Source organism: Echinicola jeungdonensis, from assembly GCF_030409905.1.
In the GTDB taxonomy this organism is placed as follows: domain Bacteria; phylum Bacteroidota; class Bacteroidia; order Cytophagales; family Cyclobacteriaceae; genus Echinicola; species Echinicola jeungdonensis.
Window position 1 is genome coordinate 1848060 of record NZ_JAUFQT010000001.1, and the last position, 19274, is coordinate 1867333.

Sequence of the window (19274 nt, forward strand, 5' to 3'; positions counted from 1 at the left end):
TTTGTTAATTCGATAAAAAGTCTCCGCCTTTGCGGAGACTTTTTATGTTTAGATCCACAAATTTTCTTGGGATAAAAAATAAAAATGTGGTCCAATTGAGCTAAATATCACCAATTAATCAAAAAGCTCAAGTCTCCTGACTTTGACTTTCCTATCAGAAGTCTTCTGATTGCACTATACTTAACTTATTTTTCATTTCTGATCAACGATCAGAAATGAAAAATCCTAGGGAATATTCAAAATCCCCTTAAGTTCCCCTAAATCCTTATATTCATCAACATCGGCCAGTTTGGGTAGTTTATGTGCATTTAACTTTAAGCTTTTCACTTCCTGCATGGTTTTGGAATAAACCTGCGGGCTGCTCCAAGGCATATGCTCAAAAAGGGAAGGGTAGGGGTCTTTCAAACCCAAAAGATAATAACCACCATCCTTGGCAGGGCCAATTACCAAATCCTGAAAAGTCAATGCCTCAAAAGCCTCATCCAAAATATTGCCATTCAATTCCAGGCAATCTGAACCAATGATAGCCACTTTTTGATAGCCCTTTTTGAAAACATCTTCAAAAGCATTTTTCATTTTTTCTCCAAGGTCATTACCAGTCTGAAGGCCAGATTTATATCTTTCATTGTTTAGGAAAGAAGGATCCACCTTTTCCTGGAAATAAACAAAAATATCTACCGGGTATTTGGCCAAAATAGCATGGGTATGTTTCAATAGATACCGGTAAACTTCCACTGCTTTTTTATCTCCAATAACTGCACTCAATCGGGTTTTTACTTTTCCTTCCAATGGGGCTTTTTGGAAAACGATGATGGCATTGTCCTGCATGGCAATAAATTTTTTTCAATATTAAAAAAATTGGATATAACTTTCTATGATTTACTAATAAGCAATTCATTTATGAATAACCGGGGTGAATGTAGGAACCATCAATTTCCAATTTTCAAAACATAAAAAGGAAGTTCAATGAACTTCCTTTTTCCATGGCCAATGGGCCAACAATAAACCAACTATTAAAAAATCAAATGCATATTTCAGGTTTAACCGTCTGATTCACCTTCTTTTTTCTTTTCCTGATGCATCTTTTTCAATTTTTCCCTGTCTGGATTTCCTTTGGCATCTCTGTATTTTCGCCTTTTTTCCCACTCATCCTTTTTAATTTCTTCCCATTTGGCTTTTTGTTCAGGGGTTAAAATTTCTTCCAATTTTGCCTGATTTTCCTTGTGCTCAGCCTCCATTTTTTCCCGCATGGCTTTTCTTTTTTCCATCATTTCCTGATGCTGTTCCTTTCTTTTTTGTAAGCGGTCCAGGTGCAACTGATATACTTTTTGTTTTTGGTCCTCGCTTAATTCTAGTTTTTCAGCCATTTTGTCTGTAATTTTCTGGGCCATTTTTTCAGGGTTAAATTCCCTTTTGTGTTCCCCCCGCTGGGCTTGGGACTGAAAAACTATCACCAACATGAGGGCGGCGACTATCAATAGATTTTTCATGGTATTATGAGTTTGTTATAGCCTTTTGACCATTGATCCACCTAAAAGTTTAATCTCGATTTTAAAAAATGATGTTAATAATTCTTAAATCGTTTATGGAGTCTTTTCAATTCACCATAAAAAAGGTGCTAGAGTCTCTTCCCTGCACCTTTTTGATGATATAATATTTGAGAGTCCACATGTCAATACTTAATACCTCTCACATTGTGGTTTATTTTACTTAAATAACAACAAAACTGAAGTATTTGTACTTCAATAAATCATTCATTCTTATCCTCCACCAGGGCTTCTTTTTCTTTGGGTTTGACATATTTTGGTCTGATAAGCAACCTCAATGCGGGGTCAAAGGATAGGTAATTCCAAGCCCAGTCCAGAAAGATGAAAATCCTGTTTTTTACTCCTACGATAGCCATAAGGTGAACAAAAAGCCAAGTAATCCAGGCAAAAAAACCTTGAAATTTCCAGAAAGGGAGATCCACCACGGCCAGTTTCCGTCCAACCGTTGCCATAGACCCTAAATCTTTGTACTTGAAATCCTTTAAAGGCCTGTTATCAGCCATTGCTTTCAAATTATAAGCCAGATTATCTGCTTGTTGGATGGCCACTTGGGCCACTTGGGGATGGCCATTAGGATAATCTTCGGTTTTTTGCACACAAAGATCCCCAACCACAAAAATCCCATCTGAATGGATCAGCTGGTTGGTCTTATCTACTATCAATCTTCCATTTTTGATCATTTGTTCCTTATGGAGCCCTTCGATATGATTAGGTTTTACCCCTGCAGCCCAAAGTAAAGTTCTGGTTTTTAGACTTTTTTGATCTTTGATTTTTATGGTAAGACCATCATAATCTTCAACTACTGCATTGAGCCGGACTTCCACTCCTAATTTTTTAAGATATTCTATAGCTTTTTCACTCGACTCCTTTGACATCCCGACCAATAAATTACCGCTGGCTTCGGCCAGTACCACTTTCATATTTTTGAAATTAAGCTCAGGGTAATCTTTAGGAAGTACATTGTTTCTCAACTCGGCAATGGCACCTGCCAATTCGACTCCAGTAGGACCACCACCCACAATGACCACATTCATCATGGCCTTTCTGGTCTCGAGGTCTTCGGTATTAATTGCCCTTTCGTAATTTGCTATGATTCTATTACGAATGTATAGTGCTTCTGAAACGGTTTTCATGGGTGTACCGTACTCCATGATATTTTTCATTCCAAAATAATTGGTGTCTGCCCCCAGGGCAAGTACCAGGTAATCATAATCTAAATACCCTGCATTGGTATAGATTCTTTTATTCTCCTGATCCACTTTTTCAGCTTCAGCCATTCTGAAAGTTACATTGGGGGTATGATGAAAAATTTTCCTAAGGGGAAATGAAATGGCACTAGGTTCCAGTGCAGCAGTAGCCACCTGATAGAACAAGGGTTGAAACTGGTGATAATTGTTTTTGTCCAACAAGACCACCTGATAGTCCGAGCCAATCAGTTTTCTTGCAAGTTTTAAACCTGCAAATCCACCGCCGAGAATGACTATCTTTTTGCGGTTGGAGACAGGTAAATTTGGGATGGGATGATTGAGGGAATTTTGCATAAAGGGGAAATTACATTATTGTACAAATTAGGTGGGTAAATGTTGATTGACTTTACAAAGATAAAAAGCTCAATAGGGAAAATCACTTGTTTAGTAAGGAATGATGAGCCAATTCAAAAGATTTATTATTTTTACAGACCTGAAAAGTAAATAACAATATGGGAAGAGCATTCGAGTTTAGAAAAGAACGAAAGTTTAAGCGCTGGAGTAAGATGTCCAAAGTTTTTACCCGCTTAGGCAAAGATATTGTCATTGCAGTAAAAGCTGGAGGACCTGACCCGGATAACAACCCTAAGCTTCGGACGGTCATCCAAAATGCCAAGGGTGCCCAAATGCCCAAAGATCGGATCGAATCCGCCATCAAAAGAGCCGTTAGCAAGGATCAAGGGGACTATGAAGAGGTAGTTTATGAAGGTTATGCTCCTCATGGTGTAGCCATCCTTGTGGAAGCAGCTACCGATAATATCAACCGTACAGTAGCCAATGTCCGTCACTATTTTACCAAAGGAGGGGGTTCATTGGGCACTTCCGGTTCTGTAAGTTTTATGTTTGAAAGGAAAGCAGTTTTTAGATTTCCAAAAGAAGAGCATGATATGGAGGAGCTGGAATTGGAATTGATTGATTATGGCTTGGAAGATATTGATGAAAATGAAGGGGAAATCTATATCTATACAGCTTTTGAGGATTTTGGAAACATGCAAAAGGCGTTGGAGGATAAGAATATAGAAATTACCAATGCGGAATTTCAACGTTTTCCAATGAACACGGTTGAACTTACCCCAGAACAGGAGGAGGAAGTCAACAAGATGATTGAAAGGATGGAGGAAGACGATGATGTCAACCAAGTTTTTCACAATATGGCTTAAAATGTTTAACAAACCTTTGGTCTATGACCAAAGGTTTTTTTATCTCTAATGCTTAAGCAATGGCATTTCCTAAAAGAAAAAATATTCAAAAAAAAGATAGGCAAAAACTGGTTATTGTTGGGAGCAAAAATCCTGTAAAGATTCAATGCACAGATAATGGATTTCACCAAGCCTTCGAGGACCAGCAATTTATTGTTCAGGGAATGAATGTGGATTCCCAGGTTAGTGATCAGCCCTTCGGGGATCAGGAAACTTTTCAAGGAGCATTTAATAGAGCCAAAAATGCCAAAAAAAGCTTTCCTGAGGCAGATTTTTGGGTGGGTATTGAAGGGGGAGTGGATGATTTTGAGGACCAAATGGTTGCTTATGCTTGGGTGGTAGTCCTTGACCACAAAAACCAAATCGGCAAGTCTAAAACGGGCACCTTCTTTTTACCGGATATTATCAGTAAATTAATCAAAAACGGGCTTGAACCTGGAGCAGCAGATGATAAGGTGTTTGATCGTGAAAATTCAAAAGAAGGAAATGGTGCAGTGGGAATTCTAACCCATGGCCATGTAAATCGTGTTGAATATTACCAACAGGCCATATTGCTTGCTTTAATACCTTTTATGAATGGACATATTTATTAATTCAATCTATAGGGAATAGATTTTTTCAATTGGATTTTTAAATCCATAGATAATACCTTTGAATCAATATTAGACAGTAAAAAAACAAAACGGATATGTTACAAGAATTAGAACAGGACAACCTGAAGGAGGTTATTGCAGAAAATGACAAAGTAGTGGTGCAATATGGAGCCAGTTGGTGTGGAAGCTGCCGAATAATGAAACCCAAGATGAAGCGGCTTTCTGGCAATTATGAAGGAGTAAAATTCTTTTATGTGGATGCCGAAAAATTCACCGAATCCCGAAAGTTGGCCGAAGTAAATAACTTGCCCACCTTTGCTGCTTTCAAAAACGGGGAACTTGTGAATCAAACTCAAACTAGTAAAGAAGAATCACTAAAAGCCTTGATAGATGAGATTGCCGATAATTAAACATGTAGTAGGGTTCATTGAGGAAAACGATGAGGATTGGGTCAATGAATCCATAGAACTTTTGGAATCCATGACCGAAATTGAATCCTTGAAGGATGAGGAAATTGAGGTGATGGGGGAATTGCTCTCCAACCTTTATGGATCCCTGGAAGTCAATAAAATGATAAAAGACGGAATGGATAAAAAAGAAGCCATGAATTCCTTTATGAAAAGGGTTATGGGGTCCATTGATAAGTAATAAAAAAACCTCAGGTTATTTTCCTGAGGTTTTTTTCAAAATTTTTGAAAGGTTTTCAGTCGACTTTCAACAGCCTAAGGAAACTCATGGTGATTTTTTTCATTAATCAATCCTACTTCACCCACCTCACTTTTTCTCCAATAGGTTTTCTTCTACCCTTGGGCCACCCATCCAAAGTTGGTTTGGCCACATAAAAGAACCCCATCAAGCGGTCATTATCTCCCAAACCAAAAAATGACTTTGCTTCCGGGTAAAACGTCACTCCACCTGTTCCCCAGTAGCCAGCCAGACCATGAGCACTTGCTGTTAGGTACATATTCTGAACGGCCATGGATACTGCTGCAATTTCTTCCATTTCAGGAATTCCTGCATTCAAATCCCTTTTCATACCTATGGCAATGATATGACTGCATTTTAATGGGTTTTCCTTCAACTTTTGGAATGTGGCTTCTTTAAAGTTGCCATCTTGTTCTGCTTTTTTCTTGTATAATTCTGATTGGAAATTGGCCAACTTTTTCAATCCATCTCCACTAAAAACAGTAAAATCCCAAGGTTCTGTCAATTTATGAGTGGGTGCCCAGTTGGCATTCTCCAGCATCTGCTCAATAATTTTATCATCTACCGGATCATTTTCCTTAAACTGCGCAACAAACATGGAACGTCTGTTTCGAATTATTTTATTGACTTCATTGATATCAAATGTGGGTTTGTCCATAACTTTTGTTTGCGATTTGAATTTAACAAGGCCTGCTCTCAATCGGGAGCTGGAAAGCAAAATTAAGAAATTGCCATTCTCTTGCCATAAATTGATTGAGCTAAGTAGATCCTATTGGGAAAAGTTGAATTTTCCCTGGTTTAAAATTTCAATAATTTTTCGAGTTCGATGGATTACCTATTTACATTCTTTAATCAATATTGGTAGGTCACCTTCAGACCTCCATAATAATTCCGTTTAGGGGCCGGCTGAAAATACCTGCCCCCAAATGCATTCAGGTCATTGCCCAGACTATAGGATTCATTGCCAAGGTTTTCAATACCGCTATACACTTCGAGGTTCCATTGAGCATTCCATTGCTTTCTCCAACCCATCCTAAGGTTGAGCAAATGATAAGCATCCTGATAAACGGTATTGTTATCATTTAAAGGGATCTTATCGACAAATTGGTGGGTGAAATTAAAATATAATCCTGGCCGGCTTTTCAAATCCAATTGGTTTATCAAAGTATGGGGTGCAACACCGGTCAAATCATTTCCGGAGTAGTCCTCCCCATCCTGGGCATAATCCTTAAACTTAAAAAAGTGACCTGTATAAGCATGGGTTAAATGGACCTCCTGTAACCAAGCCATTTCACAATGTTGCAGCCAATAATCCAATTCCATTTCCATTCCCTTTTGATCAGTGGCCCCGGCATTTCGGAACAGCACCACGCCTTGTTCATTGGTATAGGTGGTAATGGTTTCATCCAATTGAAAGTAAAAAGTCGTGATATTGAAATTCACTCGGTCTTGTCCAAAATGGGACCGATACCCAATTTCATAATTGGTTCCCCTTTCCGCTTCCAAATCCAAGTTGATGGTTCCTTCATTAGTCCGGACTTCGTCAATGGTGGGTGGGGAAAAACCTGCGCTGATACTGGCATGGAGTGCCGAGTAGTCATTGAGTTTACCCAACAAAGCTACCCTTGGCACCAAAACAGGATCAAATTTCCTTTTAGCAGCATATGGAACCCCTGTCGATGCATCTATATTCCTATTGATGTCAAACTTGGAAAAGTTCTCACTCATTCCCACCGTCATTCTCCATTGTGAGGTCCAATCCACCTCCAATTGTTGGAACAAAAAGCCTTGCGTGGTGATCAAATCATCCCCAAAACGGATGGTATCGGCCTTTCCTCCTCTATTCCCATAATTTTGGGCGCTGGTGTTGGAAAATTGATATTCCCCTCCTGCAATTACCCTTACAGGAAAGTCAGCCCAGTGGTCATTCCAGACAAATTTGGTCCTTCCTCCATAGCCATATTGGGTTTCTTTTTTATAGTCCAGGTTAAAGGGGTTTTCAAAATCGGTGGCATTCAGGTAAAAAGTGGATTGGTTGGTCAGTGATTCAGAAAAAGTATAATCATGCATGATCATACCATAAAGGGATTTTTGAAGAATGGAAGCATTTTGCTCAGCAGATCCAGGCCGGGCTTGCTGCCGGTTTTCCTCCAATTGATCGGCATTCAACCCACCTGGGATTTCATAATTTAAATCTGCATAAAGCCATTGAGTAGAAATGGTTTGTTGGGCAGATGGAAAAAAATTCCCTGTCACTTGTAGGACTTTCCGGTCCATAGCACTATGGTCCCGGTATCCATCGGACTTTTGACGGACATAGGATGTACTGATATTTCCATTTTCCAATTGTTGATCCAAACCCAAGCGGTATTTGACCATTCCAAAATCTCCGATAGACAGATCAGTTTCCAGCTTATTTTCCGCAATATCCTGTTGGCTAGTCAGGCTGATCACGCCACCATTTCCAGCTCCATAAATACTCCCAGCAGGCCCTTTGATGATTTCTGCTTCTTCCATATTGGAAAGGTCCAGGATATTCAACGGTGTAGTCCCATCTGGCGCTGTAAAGGGGATTCCATTCCAATACACTTTTACATTTCTTACCCCAAACGGGGCACGAAGTGAACTCCCTCTAATGGATATCCGATAACTTGATGGGGCCCTCTCCTCAAATCGTACTCCAGGTTTGGTATTAAATGCATGTACTGGAGAAATTTCATTAAATCGATGGAAATTTGCCTCACTTACTTTGGAAACTGAAGCTGCCTGTTCCAATAACGGCCTTTCAGATTCAAAACCCGAAACAATTACTTCGGCAAGATTATTAGCTTTGCTTTTAAGTTCAATAGTGTTTACCTGATCCGGAATGAGTTGCACCACTTTTTCCCAATACCCAAAATGGGTCAAACTCGCTTGAGATTTATTTTGGATTTCTAGTTGAACTTTTCCTTCCTGGTTTGAAATATAAGATTCCCCCCTTGAGATTTGTATCTCTACTTCAGGAATTGGAACCTTAGTTTCAGCATCTAGTATGAGGAGTTGAGCTTGCCCAATAGCGATTAAAGGGCACAGCCACATAGAGAATAAAATAAAGTATTTCGTAAAGTTTAGGTTCATTTTTCAAAAATAGGGATTTTTAAAGGCCTAATTAAATCAAATGGGTCAAGGCAAAAAATAAAGTGATGACTGGGCAATCTATTATTTTACTTATGGTAAAAAAATAAAAGCCCGGAATAACTTCCGGGCTTTTAAAGTTTGAAGGAAATCAATTTAACACTTAATGTTCGGCCTTTTTGTTTTTCTTAAACTTTTTCAATCCCAAAACCACAGAAAGGCTGCTACTAGTCAAGAATAATATCATTAAGCCTGACAAGTAGCCCATTCCATATTCGGTCAATCTATTGAAATCAAAAATTAAAATGTTCAAAATTTTTATTAGTAGTATGGCAGAAAGGATGAGCAGTCCCCAGAAAAGTGCTTTAATCATTATTTCTTGATTTTCTTGGAATGGAAACTTCCATCATTTATTTCCTTATTTTGTAACGGTAGTAGTAGTTGGAGTATAAATGCCTAAGGTAATTCCAGCAATTAAACCATTTACAAAAGTAAGTTGAGTAGTTACCGTATAATTTTCAGCATCGCCTGCCATTTTCTTAGCATCAGACACCCCAACTGGAGCCAGACCATAAACCACATAATGGTTCCATTCCGTAACTTCCCTATTTCCTTGCGCACCTTCCCCTACGACAGTAGTATAGGTATAACAAGAGGTTAACAATAAACTGCACATCAGTATACCCCCAATGGATTTTAATAATCTTTTCATAACATTAATTTTTAAAAATTTACTCCTGCATAAGGCTTTTCGGAACCGCCTTGTTTTTTAATGTGGTTTTCTACCTCCACCTATATTTTTGAGTTTTATCCCTACCTTTCTTTTGTTCCTTTAAAGATTTTTATGCCATTTTAAACAGCAACTTTCCAGCATAAAATCCATTGTTAAGAAAACCAACCTATTCATGTGGTTATTTTGCCTAAACCACTACCAATATTACCATTTTATGATTTTATTCACAAGATTAATTTGTGTTTGTGCCATAAATTATTGATTTCTCTTCCCTTTCACCCATAGGAGAACCATAAAAAAATGTAGAGTATCAGGTACCTGTATTAAAGAATCCAGAAAGCCTTTTGGTCTGTGTGCTCCCTTGGTCAACAAAACCATAATATTTATAGTGCTTCCCTAAAAAACAGGATCAAAAACTACTGTCCCCCAATTTGGAAAAAAATACTAATCAAAAGGATCCACAATCAACTGATCCTGCTCCAGTTGACCACATGTTTTTTCTGGTTCCGGATTTGGCGTAAAACCATAGCATGTTGGGGCAATACCAGATTGGGATCTTCCTGTACCAATTGTTGTGCGGCATCCCTGGCCAAAGTCAAGATTGGGGCATCTTTACTAAGGTCAGCAATCAAAAGATCCGCCAATCCGCTTTGTTGGGTTCCCATCAAATCCCCTGGACCGCGCAGTTTTAAATCCACATCAGCTATCTCAAAACCATCATTAGTCCTCACCATGGTTTCCAAGCGCACCCTACTATCTTTGGAAAGCTCATATTTGCTCATAAGTACACAATAGGACTGTTCTGCGCCTCTCCCTACCCGGCCACGCAACTGATGCAATTGGGAAAGTCCAAACCTTTCGGCATTTTCTATTACCATCACGGAGGCATTAGGTACATTCACCCCCACTTCAATTACCGTGGTGGCTACCATAATTTTGGTTTCCCCTTTAACAAAACGCTGCATTTCATAATCCTTTTCAGCAGCTTTCATTTTGCCATGGACAATGCTGATAGGATACTGGGAAAAAGCCCGGCAAATACTTTCATATCCATCCATCAGACTTTTAAGATCCATCTTTTCGGATTCCTCAATCAAGGGGTAAACCACATAAATCTGCCTGCCCAATTGAATCTGTTTATTCATAAATCCAAACACTTTCAACCGGTCCTTGTCATATCGGTGCACGGTTTGGATAGGTTTACGGCCTGCAGGCATTTCATCAATGACAGAAATTTCCAAATCCCCATAAAGTGTCATGGCCAGGGTTCTTGGAATGGGCGTGGCGGTCATGACAAGCACATGGGGATAGAACTGCTCATTTTTTGCCCAAAGTTTGGCTCTTTGCGCCACACCAAAACGGTGCTGTTCATCCACTATGGCCAATCCCAAATTATGGAACTTCACTACGTCTTCCAGCAGAGCATGGGTTCCTATCAAAATATGAAGCTGGCCATTTTGCAATTCACCATGGATCCGGGTCCTTGCAGATTTTTTGGTGGATCCGGTGAGTAGATCAATCCTCAATCCCATCAATTCTGCAAATTCCTTTAGCCCTTCAAAATGCTGAATGGCTAGAATTTCTGTAGGAGCCATCAAACATGCCTGCGAACCTGAGCTTATTGCAATCAAGATACATATAAAGGCTACCATGGTCTTGCCACTACCCACATCCCCCTGGATTAATCGATTCATCTGTTTTCCAGATCGCATATCTGCAAAAGCCTCTTTGATCACCCGCTTTTGGGCATTGGTAAGTTCAAATGGTAAATGCTTGTTATAAAACTCATTGACTAGCTCGATTTGCTTCAAGACCTGACCATTATATTTTTCAGTCCTGGTCAATTTGAGTTTAAGTAGTCTAAGCTGGACAAAGAAAAATTCCTCAAGTTTAAGTCTGTATCTGGCTCTTTTGAGCTTTTCAGGATCATCAGGAAAATGAATTTGCTTCAGGGCTTCCTTTTTTGCCATCAGGTTAAATCTTTCCAGAATGGTTTGTGGGAGTGTTTCCTGGATCTGGGGGTAAGCAATTTGAACCAGGTTAGCCATGATTTTGGATATTCCTTTGCTGTCCAAAAATTTAACCCTTAACTTTTCTGTTGTGGGATAGACAGGCTGAAATTGGCTTTTTCCCTCTTTGGCAGCTGTCAAAGGTTCCATTTCAGGGTGGGCAATGCTAAATCTTCTTCCATATTGGTTGGGCTTTCCAAAGAAAATATAGGCAACCCCCGGAACCAGTTTTTTGGCTACCCATTGGATGCCTTTGAACCAGGTCAGTTCCATTTCACCGGTTTCATCTGCAATATAAGCCACCAACCGCTTTTTGCGGGCCATCCCAATAGTTTCCACCCTTCTGATTTTGGCAATGACCTGCACATGTTCCATCCCTTCATGGATCTGATTGATTTTATAAAAACGGGTCCGGTCTTCATAGCGAAAGGGATAATGCTGCAGAAGTTCACCAAAAGTAAAAATGTCCAGCTCTTTGTTGATCAAAGCTGCTTTTTGGGGGCCAACGCCTTTTAAAAACTCAATTTTGGTATCAAAGAATCCCGGCAATTTCTTGGTGGATTGGATTAGCATTTTGGAAAATTACGCCAAATTAAATTTTTCTGACGTGAAAAGCTAAAAGCCTGTTGGGGATTCAGGTGTATTGGGGAAAAGCTATGAGCCTGGATGAATGAAAAAAAGTATAGCAATGGAAAAAATTATATGGCTATTATATTTCCTTTTTAGTATCCGACATTTCCGGTGTTGAATATTTAATAAATTGATTTTGAAATTCTGGAAATTGCTTTAGAAGAGTTTTCTATTCTATTATTTTTGAACCTTATCGTATGGGGTTTAGCTGTAAAAGGTGGCTTTTTAAATCTAGCAAAGCCCTAAAAGCTATGATTTACTAATTGGAAATCTATTTTTGGTAAAAGCCATAGTTTTTTCTATACTATTTATTTCCCAATTCTTGGGAATGAGGCTTGATACTCTTGGTCGATCTTCCTTATTTTAGCTCTTTATATTTGAGGAAAATCCATTTTTAACTTTTGCTAACCTATATTTATAATTAATGCAGGGAAAATTGACTCTAGGAATCGCATATTTGCGCTATCTCACCTTGAAAAAGGTCTGGAACATTTTCCTTTTATTGGTCTCCTTTTATCTATCAAGGCTTTTCAAAAGGCCAAAAATTTGGGGTTTGCCCACTGCACTTTCTGTAGAGCCTACCACTAGTTGTAATCTGCGTTGTCCTGAGTGTCCCTCGGGTTTAAGAAGTTTTACTCGTGCCACTGGGATGTTGAAAAGGGATTTATACGAAAAAATTATCAGGGAAGCTGCTCCTCATTTGTCATATTTGCACCTTTATTTCCAAGGGGAACCCTTTCTGCATCCAGAATTTTTGGATCTGGTTAAATTGGCGGATCAGCACAAAATTTTTACAGCCACTTCCACTAATGCCCATTTTTTGAATGATAAAACCATTCCCAGGATTTTGGAATCCGGGCTCAAACAGATGATTGTTTCCGTTGATGGTGCAACTCAGAATGTATATAAAACTTACCGGGTTGGAGGAAACCTTGAAAGGGTTAACAAGGGTATTGATCAGTTAATCAAGGAAAGAAATGCCAGAGGCTTGCAATTTCCTCAAGTAATTTTTCAGTTTTTAGTGACCGGAAAAAATGAGCAAGAAATCCCTGCGGTTAAGGAAATGGCCAAAAAATTGCAGGTGGATGAGTTGCAGCTAAAAACCGCTCAAATCTATGGCTATGAGAATGGGTCAGAGCTGATTCCCAACAATCAGAAATATTCCCGGTATATCCCTGTCGGTGATGGAAAATGGAAGCTAAAAAAGGAAATTCGAAACAAATGCTGGAGAATGTGGCAAGGGGCTGTGGTTACTTGGGATGGTAAGGTGGTGCCTTGCTGCTTTGACAAAGATGCAAGGCATATAATGGGAAACCTTAAATCTACTCCAATGAAACAGGTTTGGAAGCAACCCCAATATCAACGTTTCAGAAAACAATTACTTTCAGACCGAAAGCAAATAGACATTTGTAAAAACTGTTCAGAGTAATTGTGAAAATGATAATCTTGGGAATAAATTTTAAAGATGAGGTAGCTCTATTGGGGATTAATTATCTTTACGGGGATTTTTCCGCACTCTCAATTTATTTTAGGAAAAATTATTGGAGAAAGGCTCATGGGAGTCATGTGGCGGAGCTGTATCCCCTGCGTTCAAACGAAGAAAAGAAAACATAATAATGATAAAACTTTTGAAGTCTGCATTACCCCTTGTTGTATTTAGTTTGGTAATGTTTTTTGGTAATGAGCCTCAACTAGCGGCCCAAACCATTCCAGATGTTTCCACCATCAAAGTTGATGAACTTTCGGATGCCCAGCTTAGAACCCTTTTGGATAGAGCGGCCAATTCTGGTATCAGTAAATCTGAGTTGGTAGAAATGGCCAGGGCAAAAGGGATGTCCAATGTGGAATTGGAAAAGCTAATGGAAAGAATAGATAAGTTGGAGGCTTCTTCTACTACGATGAAGAGCGGTGCTGTTCCTTCCAAGCGGGAACCCAGACAACAAATGAATCTCAATGAGATTTTGGATGGGGTTTTGACCAATCAAGAAGAAATAGAAGAGAGGAAAGATTTGCAGTTGTATTTTGGTCTTGACCTTTTTTACCAAAAAGAACGCAAGCTAACTTTTGAACCCAGTCTGAACATAGCCACTCCTGAAAGTTACGTATTAGGTCCAGGTGATTTGGTTTATGTGGATGTTTATGGAGCTTCTGAAAATTATTATGAATCCACCGTAACTTCGGAGGGTAAAATAATTTTGGCACATATAGGCCCTATAAGTGTATCAGGCTTATCCATAAGTGAGGCTTCCAAGGTCATTAAGACAAGGCTTTCCCAGTTTTATGCAGAGATGAACGGGCCAGACCCCAACACCTTTATGGAGGTGTCTCTGGGGAATATCAGAAGCATAAAAGTCCATCTGGTAGGAGAGCTCCGGTTGCCAGGCACTTTTACGCTAAGTGCTTTCAGTACCGTTTTTAATGCTTTGTATGCAGCAGGGGGACCTAATGTGAATGGAACCATGCGTAACATAAAAGTTATTAGGAACAATAAGCAAGTAGCCACAGTGGATGCTTATGACTTTTTGGTGAACGGAAAGGCTAATATGGGATTCCAGTTGCAGGATCAGGATGTTGTTTTGGTCGAGCCTTATCAAGGAAGAGTAAAGCTAGAAGGCGCTGTGAAGCGGCCATTGATTTTTGAGGTGAAAGAGGGGGAGACTTTTGAGGATGTGTTGAATTATGCAGGAGGTTTTTCGGATAATGCATTCAAGGAAAAAGTCAGTGTCATCAGGTATACCGATAAAGAAAAGGCCGTTTCAGATGTATTTAATGGTCAATTTGGGATTTTTACTGTAAAAGGGGGCGATCAATATAAGGTTGGAACCGTGTTGAACAGGTACAAAAACCGGGTTCAAATCAAAGGGGCTGTATTTAGGGAGGGTAATTATGCTTTGACAGATGGGCTTTCACTTTCCAAGCTTATTGAAAAAGCAGAAGGCCTAAAGGGGGATGCCTATTTGGAGCGAGCAAGCATTGTACGTACCAGGGAGGATCTGTCAACTTCCGTGATTCAAGTGGATCTTAAAAATGTGATTTCCGGGGAAAGCGATGTCCAATTAAAACCTGATGATATTGTAAAAATTGCCTCCATATATGACCTGAAGGACGAATACTATTTGAAGATTTCCGGCGAAGTAAGGGAACCGGGTATTTATTCTTATTCTGCTGATATGACCGTTGAGGACTTGATTTTGAATGCTGGCGGACTTAAAGAATCCGCCTCTATTGATGATATTGAAATAGCCAGGAGAGTTAGGGATCAGGGAAATGGTGAAACGGCCAAGCTAGTTTCTGCCCATGTCAGCAATGATTTAAGCCTTAATGGTGAATCAGAAACATTAAGACCTTTTGATAATGTAATTGTACGGCGCAAGCCCAATTTTGCCATGGAGCGAATTGTGAAAGTGGAGGGGCAGGTCAAAGCGCCTGGAGAGTTTGCCCTTAAAGGGGCAGAAGAGCGGATTTCAGAAGTGATCAGGCGGGCTGGGGGATTGACAGGCTATGCCTATCCAAAAGGTGCAACCTTGATAAGAAGGACGGAATATTATAATACAGAATCTGAAAAAGCGAGGCGACAGAAAAATATGCAGCAGCTTTTGGAGCGTTTGGAAAATGAGGCGGCAGATCCTTCAGAGGCACAGGCAGACCTGAAAAAGCGGTTGGCACAGGAAACGGGCGGTTTGGCTGCGGAACAGCAAAAGAATGATTTGATCACCAAAACCAAAAAAGAAACGCTTCAGGATATTAGTCAGGAAGAGCAGCAGACCGCAATTAAGATAGAAGAAACAGAGGCCATTGCCATAGATTTGGAGGCCATTTTGGAACAGCCCGGTTCCAAATATGACTTGATTTTGGAAGAGGGAGACATTATCAGTGTACCCAAGCAACTTCAAACGGTTAGGTTAAGGGGAGATGTGATTTACCCAACCACCGTGCGGTATGAGAACAAACGCTCTTTAAAATATTATATTGACCGTGCAGGAGGGTTTGATAATAGGGCCAAGCGAAGAAAAACCTATGTAGTTTATGCCAATGGGGAGGTGGCAAGGACAAAAAGCTTTTTGTTTTTGAAATCCTATCCTCGGGTGGAACCAGGGTCAGAGGTGATCGTTCCCTCCAAAGGGCCACGGATTCCTCTTAAAATCGGAGAATTGGTTGGCTTAACATCGGGTTTGGCCACCTTGGTATTGGTGATTTCTCAAATTAACGGAAACTAATGGCAGATCAGAAACATATCATCGATGATAAAATAACATTTAGAGAGCTGATCCTGCGTTTTGAGGGATGGTTAAAATTCTTTAAAAGCAAATGGAGGTTTTTGGCCATTGCCATTGCAGCTGGAGCAGCTTTGGGTTTGATGGCCTCCTGGATTAAAAAGCCAAAATATACTGCTGAAACCACTTTTGTGTTAGAGGAGTCAGATGCTGCAGGTATGGGGGGATTATCGGGTTTGGCAAGTTTGGCAGGTGTAAATCTAGGTTCACTGGGCAGTAGCAGTGGATTATTTCAGGGCGATAATATCATGGAACTTTATCGCTCAGACAATATGCTGATAAAGACTTTGCTAAGTCCATTTGAAGGAGAAGGCCTTTTAGTTGACCGATTTGTAAGTTTCCACAAATTGGATGAGAAATGGTCGGATAAGGTTGATTTTTCCCATTTGGATTTTGATCAAAACCGGAAAGATTTTTCTGTGGAACAAGATAGTGTGATGAAGGCTTTGGCGAAGACCATTAGAGAAGAACAACTTGCAGTCAGCAAACCGGACAGGAAGTTGAGCATTATTAAGGTAGCATTGACCTCCAAAGATGAACGTTTTGCCAAGGTCTATAATGAAAAATTGGTAGAAAATGTAAATGCCTTTTATTACGAAACCAAAACCAAAAAGACCGCTGAAAATTTAGCCATTCTCCAGCACCAAGCAGATAGTGTTAGAAAAGTATTGGATAAAAACTTGATAGAATATGCCGGAATACAGGATGATCGGCCCAATCCTAATCCGCTCATGCAAAAAGCCTCCGTTGAGGCAAAAAGCAAACAAATGGACATCCAGGTAGCCAGTAGTGCCTATTCAGAAATTGTCAAGAACCTGGAGATAGCCAAGATCAATCATCGAAATAGCACCCCTTTGATACAGATTATTGATGATCCCAGGTATCCACTTACCCAGTCAAAATTAAAATGGTATGTGGGGGTATTTATGGGAGGAGTTATTGCTTTTATTTTGGCTGTGCTTTTCTTATATATTTCCCGTCTTTATCAAACCAATGTTAAAGTGCAGGAGGGATAATGTTTGAAAGGCTCACTTCAATACCTTTTTCACATATACTCAGGCACAAATCCACCCAGAATTTCATTTTTTTATTAATCATCCAGGCCTCCAATATCCTCATTTCATTGATGGCCATGCCCTTGCTGATACAAGCCATTGGGGTGGATCGGTTTGGATTGGTGAGTTTGGCCCTTTCCGTCATTTTGATTGCCAATGTATTTGTTGGCTTTGGGTTCAACTTGAGTGGGCCAAGGGAAATTGCCCTGAATCAAAAGAATAAAAAAGCCCTTTCCCAGGTCCTTTCCCAAATCATCTCCAGCAAGCTTGTTTTGGCATTGATTGCCTCAATGGCTTTGTTATTGTCGGTTTTTGGTTTTGGCCTATTCCCTGAGTACCGGGCAATTCTTACTTTTTCTATTTTGATGCTTTTTTCTGAAGCCACTTTGCCTGTTTGGTTTTTTCAGGGCATGGAAAGGATGCGCTTGGTCTCTGTAGCCAATGTGTTCAGCAAATTACTTTATCTGATGGGCATTGTCCTATTTATCAATGGCCCGGAAGATGCTAAATTGGTCAACTTCTTTTTTGGAGGGGCAGCATTTACCATCAATTTATTGCTTTTAACCTATGTCCATTATGAGTTAGGGGTAAAGTTTTATTTGCCCCAATTCTCTAAGATTACTAAGACCTGGAAGAGCAATGTGTATTTGTTCCTGTCCAACCTGGCCAATCATATTTCAGTTAATGGGGGAATAGTTATCCTTAGCTTTTTTGCTCCTGCATCTATGTTGGGAATGTATAGTTTAGCGGAAAGGGTTTCCCTTATGCTGAGAATGCTTCCTTCTATGATGATCGGGGCCATTTATCCCAATGCCAGCAAACTTTATCAAAATGACCTGGAAAGGTTTTATGGCTTTCTTGTCAAGGTGTATCGGGGAGCGGTGTTCTTGGCCTTATTTGTGGGCTTGTTGACCAATTTATTGGCTCCGTTTATTATTAAAGTTTTGTCAAAAAGTGATATGGCAGCATCCGTGGTTTTTTTAAGAATTTTGGCCTTTGTGCCTCTTTTTGCCACGATGAATATAGCTAATATGATCATGATCCTGGTGGCCAATCAGAAGAAGATATTGTTTAAGTCCTCATGGACCTTTTGTATTTATATGGTAATTGTGGCAGTATCCTTAACTTCCTGGTTGGGTGGAAAAGGACTGGCTATCGCCATGTTGTCCACCGAATTGGTGATATTCATTACCTGTTCCCTATTACTTCGCCAAACCAAACCTGTTCTGTTTAAAACCTTCTATGCAAAAGCATTCGGTCGCGATTATCATTCTTAATTGGAACGGGTATGATTTTACCAGGGCCTGTTTGAAGTCTTTAGAAGAGGTGACTTTTAAGGAGTTCGAAATTATCCTTGTGGACAATGCTTCCATTGATGGCTCTTTGGATAAAATCAAAAATGAATTTGAAGATATTACTATTCTAAAGAATAAAAAAAACCTGGGCTTTACAGGAGGGAATAATGTGGCCATCCAATATGCCCTCCAGAAAGGATTTGACTATGTCATGTTGCTAAATAATGACACTTTAGTTGAAAAAAGATTTTTAGAACCCCTTTATCAGACCTTGGAGAAGGATTCCCAATTGGGAGCAGTTCAACCTCTCATGTATTTTCTCAACGAGCGGGAAAAGCTTTGGAATGGTGGAGGAAGGTTTAATTCCTGGACCGGAGCTTCTATTTCTATAAAACAAGCTCCCAATTACCAATTTCCATATTATACAGATTGGATCACCGGTTGTTGTATCATGGTGAGAACTGAGGTGATCCGGAAGGTTGGAGTGCTTAATGACCGGTACTTTGCTTATTTTGAGGATGTGGATTGGTCACTTAGGATGAGGAAAGCAGGGTTTTCATTGCAGGTGGTTCCTGGTTCCATTATCTATCATGAGGCAGCAGGATCCTCCAAAACCAAGAAAAAAGGCAAGGAAGGTTTTCTAAATCCCAAAGCCCATTACCTGAATGCCCGTAACCAACTTTTTCAGATCAGAAATCACCTTGGATTTCCCCATATTTTGTTTGCATGGCCTTTTCAATTGGGGAAATTATTTGCCTATGGTGCTTATTTTATCCTAAGGAACCGGCCTAAGAAACTGAAGGCTATTTTCCGTGGGATCAGGGATGGAATAAGTATGAACTGCCAATCTGAAAATCAACTAAAATAAAAGAC

The 19274-nt window shown here is 39.8% G+C and carries 17 protein-coding genes; 9 read left to right on the forward strand and 8 right to left on the reverse strand.

All coding sequences use genetic code 11. From position 1 onward, the window contains the following. Positions 1 to 225 precede the first annotated feature (225 nt). From QWY93_RS07925 to QWY93_RS07935, 3 genes are all read right to left on the reverse strand, one after another. Positions 226 to 828 (reverse strand): TIGR04282 family arsenosugar biosynthesis glycosyltransferase, encoded by a 603-nt coding sequence (locus QWY93_RS07925; RefSeq protein ID WP_290247647.1) that lies wholly within the window; start codon positions 826 to 828, stop codon positions 226 to 228. A gap of 212 nt (positions 829 to 1040) precedes the next feature. After that, positions 1041 to 1490 carry a Spy/CpxP family protein refolding chaperone gene (locus QWY93_RS07930; protein ID WP_290247648.1) on the reverse strand — a complete coding sequence of 150 codons (450 nt, stop codon included), beginning with the start codon at positions 1488 to 1490 and terminating at the stop codon, positions 1041 to 1043. Positions 1491 to 1750: 260 nt separating this feature from the next. Next, positions 1751 to 3088 carry an NAD(P)/FAD-dependent oxidoreductase gene (locus tag QWY93_RS07935; protein WP_290247649.1) on the reverse strand — a complete coding sequence of 446 codons (1338 nt, stop codon included), beginning with the start codon at positions 3086 to 3088 and terminating at the stop codon, positions 1751 to 1753. 158 nt (positions 3089 to 3246) lie between these two features. Between QWY93_RS07935 and QWY93_RS07940 the strand changes: the two genes are divergently transcribed. From QWY93_RS07940 to QWY93_RS07955, 4 genes are all read left to right on the forward strand, one after another. Then, positions 3247 to 3954 carry a YebC/PmpR family DNA-binding transcriptional regulator gene (locus tag QWY93_RS07940; RefSeq protein ID WP_290247650.1) on the forward strand — a complete coding sequence of 236 codons (708 nt, stop codon included), beginning with the start codon at positions 3247 to 3249 and terminating at the stop codon, positions 3952 to 3954. Positions 3955 to 4013: 59 nt separating this feature from the next. Beyond that, entirely contained in the window at positions 4014 to 4586 is a 573-nt protein-coding gene (gene yjjX, locus QWY93_RS07945; RefSeq protein ID WP_290247651.1) for an inosine/xanthosine triphosphatase, read from the forward strand. Between the two features lie 95 nt (positions 4587 to 4681). Further along, positions 4682 to 4996, forward strand: a complete 315-nt coding sequence (locus tag QWY93_RS07950) for a thioredoxin family protein (RefSeq protein ID WP_290247652.1) — start codon at positions 4682 to 4684, stop codon at positions 4994 to 4996. Beyond that, positions 4977 to 5234: a DUF6952 family protein gene (locus QWY93_RS07955; protein ID WP_290247653.1), complete on the forward strand. Its 258-nt coding sequence runs from the start codon at positions 4977 to 4979 to the stop codon at positions 5232 to 5234. The genes QWY93_RS07950 and QWY93_RS07955 overlap by 20 nt, the downstream gene beginning before the upstream one ends. Before the next feature lie 112 nt (positions 5235 to 5346). Here the strand turns inward: QWY93_RS07955 and QWY93_RS07960 are convergent, their stop codons facing one another. The 5 genes from QWY93_RS07960 to recG form a co-directional block, all read right to left on the reverse strand. Then, on the reverse strand, positions 5347 to 5949 hold the full coding sequence (locus tag QWY93_RS07960) for a nitroreductase family protein (protein WP_290247654.1): 603 nt from the start codon (positions 5947 to 5949) through the stop codon (positions 5347 to 5349). Between the two features lie 194 nt (positions 5950 to 6143). Beyond that, positions 6144 to 8369 carry a TonB-dependent receptor gene (locus tag QWY93_RS07965; RefSeq protein WP_290247655.1) on the reverse strand — a complete coding sequence of 742 codons (2226 nt, stop codon included), beginning with the start codon at positions 8367 to 8369 and terminating at the stop codon, positions 6144 to 6146. Between the two features lie 199 nt (positions 8370 to 8568). Beyond that, positions 8569 to 8778 carry a hypothetical protein gene (locus tag QWY93_RS07970; RefSeq protein WP_290247656.1) on the reverse strand — a complete coding sequence of 70 codons (210 nt, stop codon included), beginning with the start codon at positions 8776 to 8778 and terminating at the stop codon, positions 8569 to 8571. A 45-nt stretch (positions 8779 to 8823) separates the two neighbouring features. Further along, positions 8824 to 9117, reverse strand: a complete 294-nt coding sequence (locus QWY93_RS07975; protein WP_290247657.1) for a Bor family protein — start codon at positions 9115 to 9117, stop codon at positions 8824 to 8826. A 485-nt stretch (positions 9118 to 9602) separates the two neighbouring features. Next, the gene (gene recG, locus QWY93_RS07980) at positions 9603 to 11696 is read right to left on the reverse strand and encodes an ATP-dependent DNA helicase RecG (protein ID WP_290248839.1); all 2094 of its coding nucleotides are present in this window, start codon (positions 11694 to 11696) and stop codon (positions 9603 to 9605) included. 634 nt (positions 11697 to 12330) lie between these two features. On the opposite strand from recG, the gene QWY93_RS07985 reads away from it, so the two are divergent. The 5 genes from QWY93_RS07985 (at position 12331) to QWY93_RS08005 (ending at position 19269) form a co-directional block, all read left to right on the forward strand. Then, positions 12331 to 13206, forward strand: a complete 876-nt coding sequence (locus QWY93_RS07985) for a radical SAM/SPASM domain-containing protein (protein ID WP_379945433.1) — start codon at positions 12331 to 12333, stop codon at positions 13204 to 13206. 187 nt (positions 13207 to 13393) lie between these two features. After that, entirely contained in the window at positions 13394 to 15994 is a 2601-nt protein-coding gene (locus QWY93_RS07990; protein WP_290247660.1) for an SLBB domain-containing protein, read from the forward strand. Continuing rightward, positions 15994 to 17067 carry an exopolysaccharide biosynthesis protein gene (locus tag QWY93_RS07995; RefSeq protein WP_290247661.1) on the forward strand — a complete coding sequence of 358 codons (1074 nt, stop codon included), beginning with the start codon at positions 15994 to 15996 and terminating at the stop codon, positions 17065 to 17067. The genes QWY93_RS07990 and QWY93_RS07995 overlap by 1 nt, the downstream gene beginning before the upstream one ends. Then, the gene (locus QWY93_RS08000) at positions 17067 to 18383 is read left to right on the forward strand and encodes an oligosaccharide flippase family protein (RefSeq protein WP_290247662.1); all 1317 of its coding nucleotides are present in this window, start codon (positions 17067 to 17069) and stop codon (positions 18381 to 18383) included. The genes QWY93_RS07995 and QWY93_RS08000 overlap by 1 nt, the downstream gene beginning before the upstream one ends. After that, positions 18349 to 19269 (forward strand): glycosyltransferase family 2 protein, encoded by a 921-nt coding sequence (locus tag QWY93_RS08005; RefSeq protein ID WP_290247663.1) that lies wholly within the window; start codon positions 18349 to 18351, stop codon positions 19267 to 19269. Before QWY93_RS08000 ends, QWY93_RS08005 begins: the two co-directional genes overlap by 35 nt. Positions 19270 to 19274: the final 5 nt, after the last annotated feature.

Bases quoted from the DNA above. Each gene is read 5' to 3' on its own strand.
- QWY93_RS07935 (WP_290247649.1), bottom strand. From the start codon at position 3,088: ATGCAAAATTCCCTCAATCATCCCATCCCAAATTTACCTGTCTCCAAC.
- QWY93_RS07940 (WP_290247650.1), top strand. From the start codon at position 3,247: ATGGGAAGAGCATTCGAGTTTAGAAAAGAACGAAAGTTTAAGCGCTGG.
- QWY93_RS07925 (WP_290247647.1), bottom strand. From the start codon at position 828: ATGCAGGACAATGCCATCATCGTTTTCCAAAAAGCCCCATTGGAAGGA.
- QWY93_RS07950 (WP_290247652.1), top strand. From the start codon at position 4,682: ATGTTACAAGAATTAGAACAGGACAACCTGAAGGAGGTTATTGCAGAA.
- QWY93_RS07965 (WP_290247655.1), bottom strand. From the start codon at position 8,369: ATGTGGCTGTGCCCTTTAATCGCTATTGGGCAAGCTCAACTCCTCATA.
- QWY93_RS07930 (WP_290247648.1), bottom strand. From the start codon at position 1,490: ATGAAAAATCTATTGATAGTCGCCGCCCTCATGTTGGTGATAGTTTTT.
- QWY93_RS07990 (WP_290247660.1), top strand. From the start codon at position 13,394: ATGATAAAACTTTTGAAGTCTGCATTACCCCTTGTTGTATTTAGTTTG.
- QWY93_RS07960 (WP_290247654.1), bottom strand. From the start codon at position 5,949: ATGGACAAACCCACATTTGATATCAATGAAGTCAATAAAATAATTCGA.
- QWY93_RS07955 (WP_290247653.1), top strand. From the start codon at position 4,977: ATGAGATTGCCGATAATTAAACATGTAGTAGGGTTCATTGAGGAAAAC.
- QWY93_RS08000 (WP_290247662.1), top strand. From the start codon at position 17,067: ATGTTTGAAAGGCTCACTTCAATACCTTTTTCACATATACTCAGGCAC.
- QWY93_RS08005 (WP_290247663.1), top strand. From the start codon at position 18,349: ATGCAAAAGCATTCGGTCGCGATTATCATTCTTAATTGGAACGGGTAT.
- QWY93_RS07995 (WP_290247661.1), top strand. From the start codon at position 15,994: ATGGCAGATCAGAAACATATCATCGATGATAAAATAACATTTAGAGAG.
- yjjX (WP_290247651.1), top strand. From the start codon at position 4,014: ATGGCATTTCCTAAAAGAAAAAATATTCAAAAAAAAGATAGGCAAAAA.
- QWY93_RS07975 (WP_290247657.1), bottom strand. From the start codon at position 9,117: ATGAAAAGATTATTAAAATCCATTGGGGGTATACTGATGTGCAGTTTA.
- QWY93_RS07970 (WP_290247656.1), bottom strand. From the start codon at position 8,778: ATGATTAAAGCACTTTTCTGGGGACTGCTCATCCTTTCTGCCATACTA.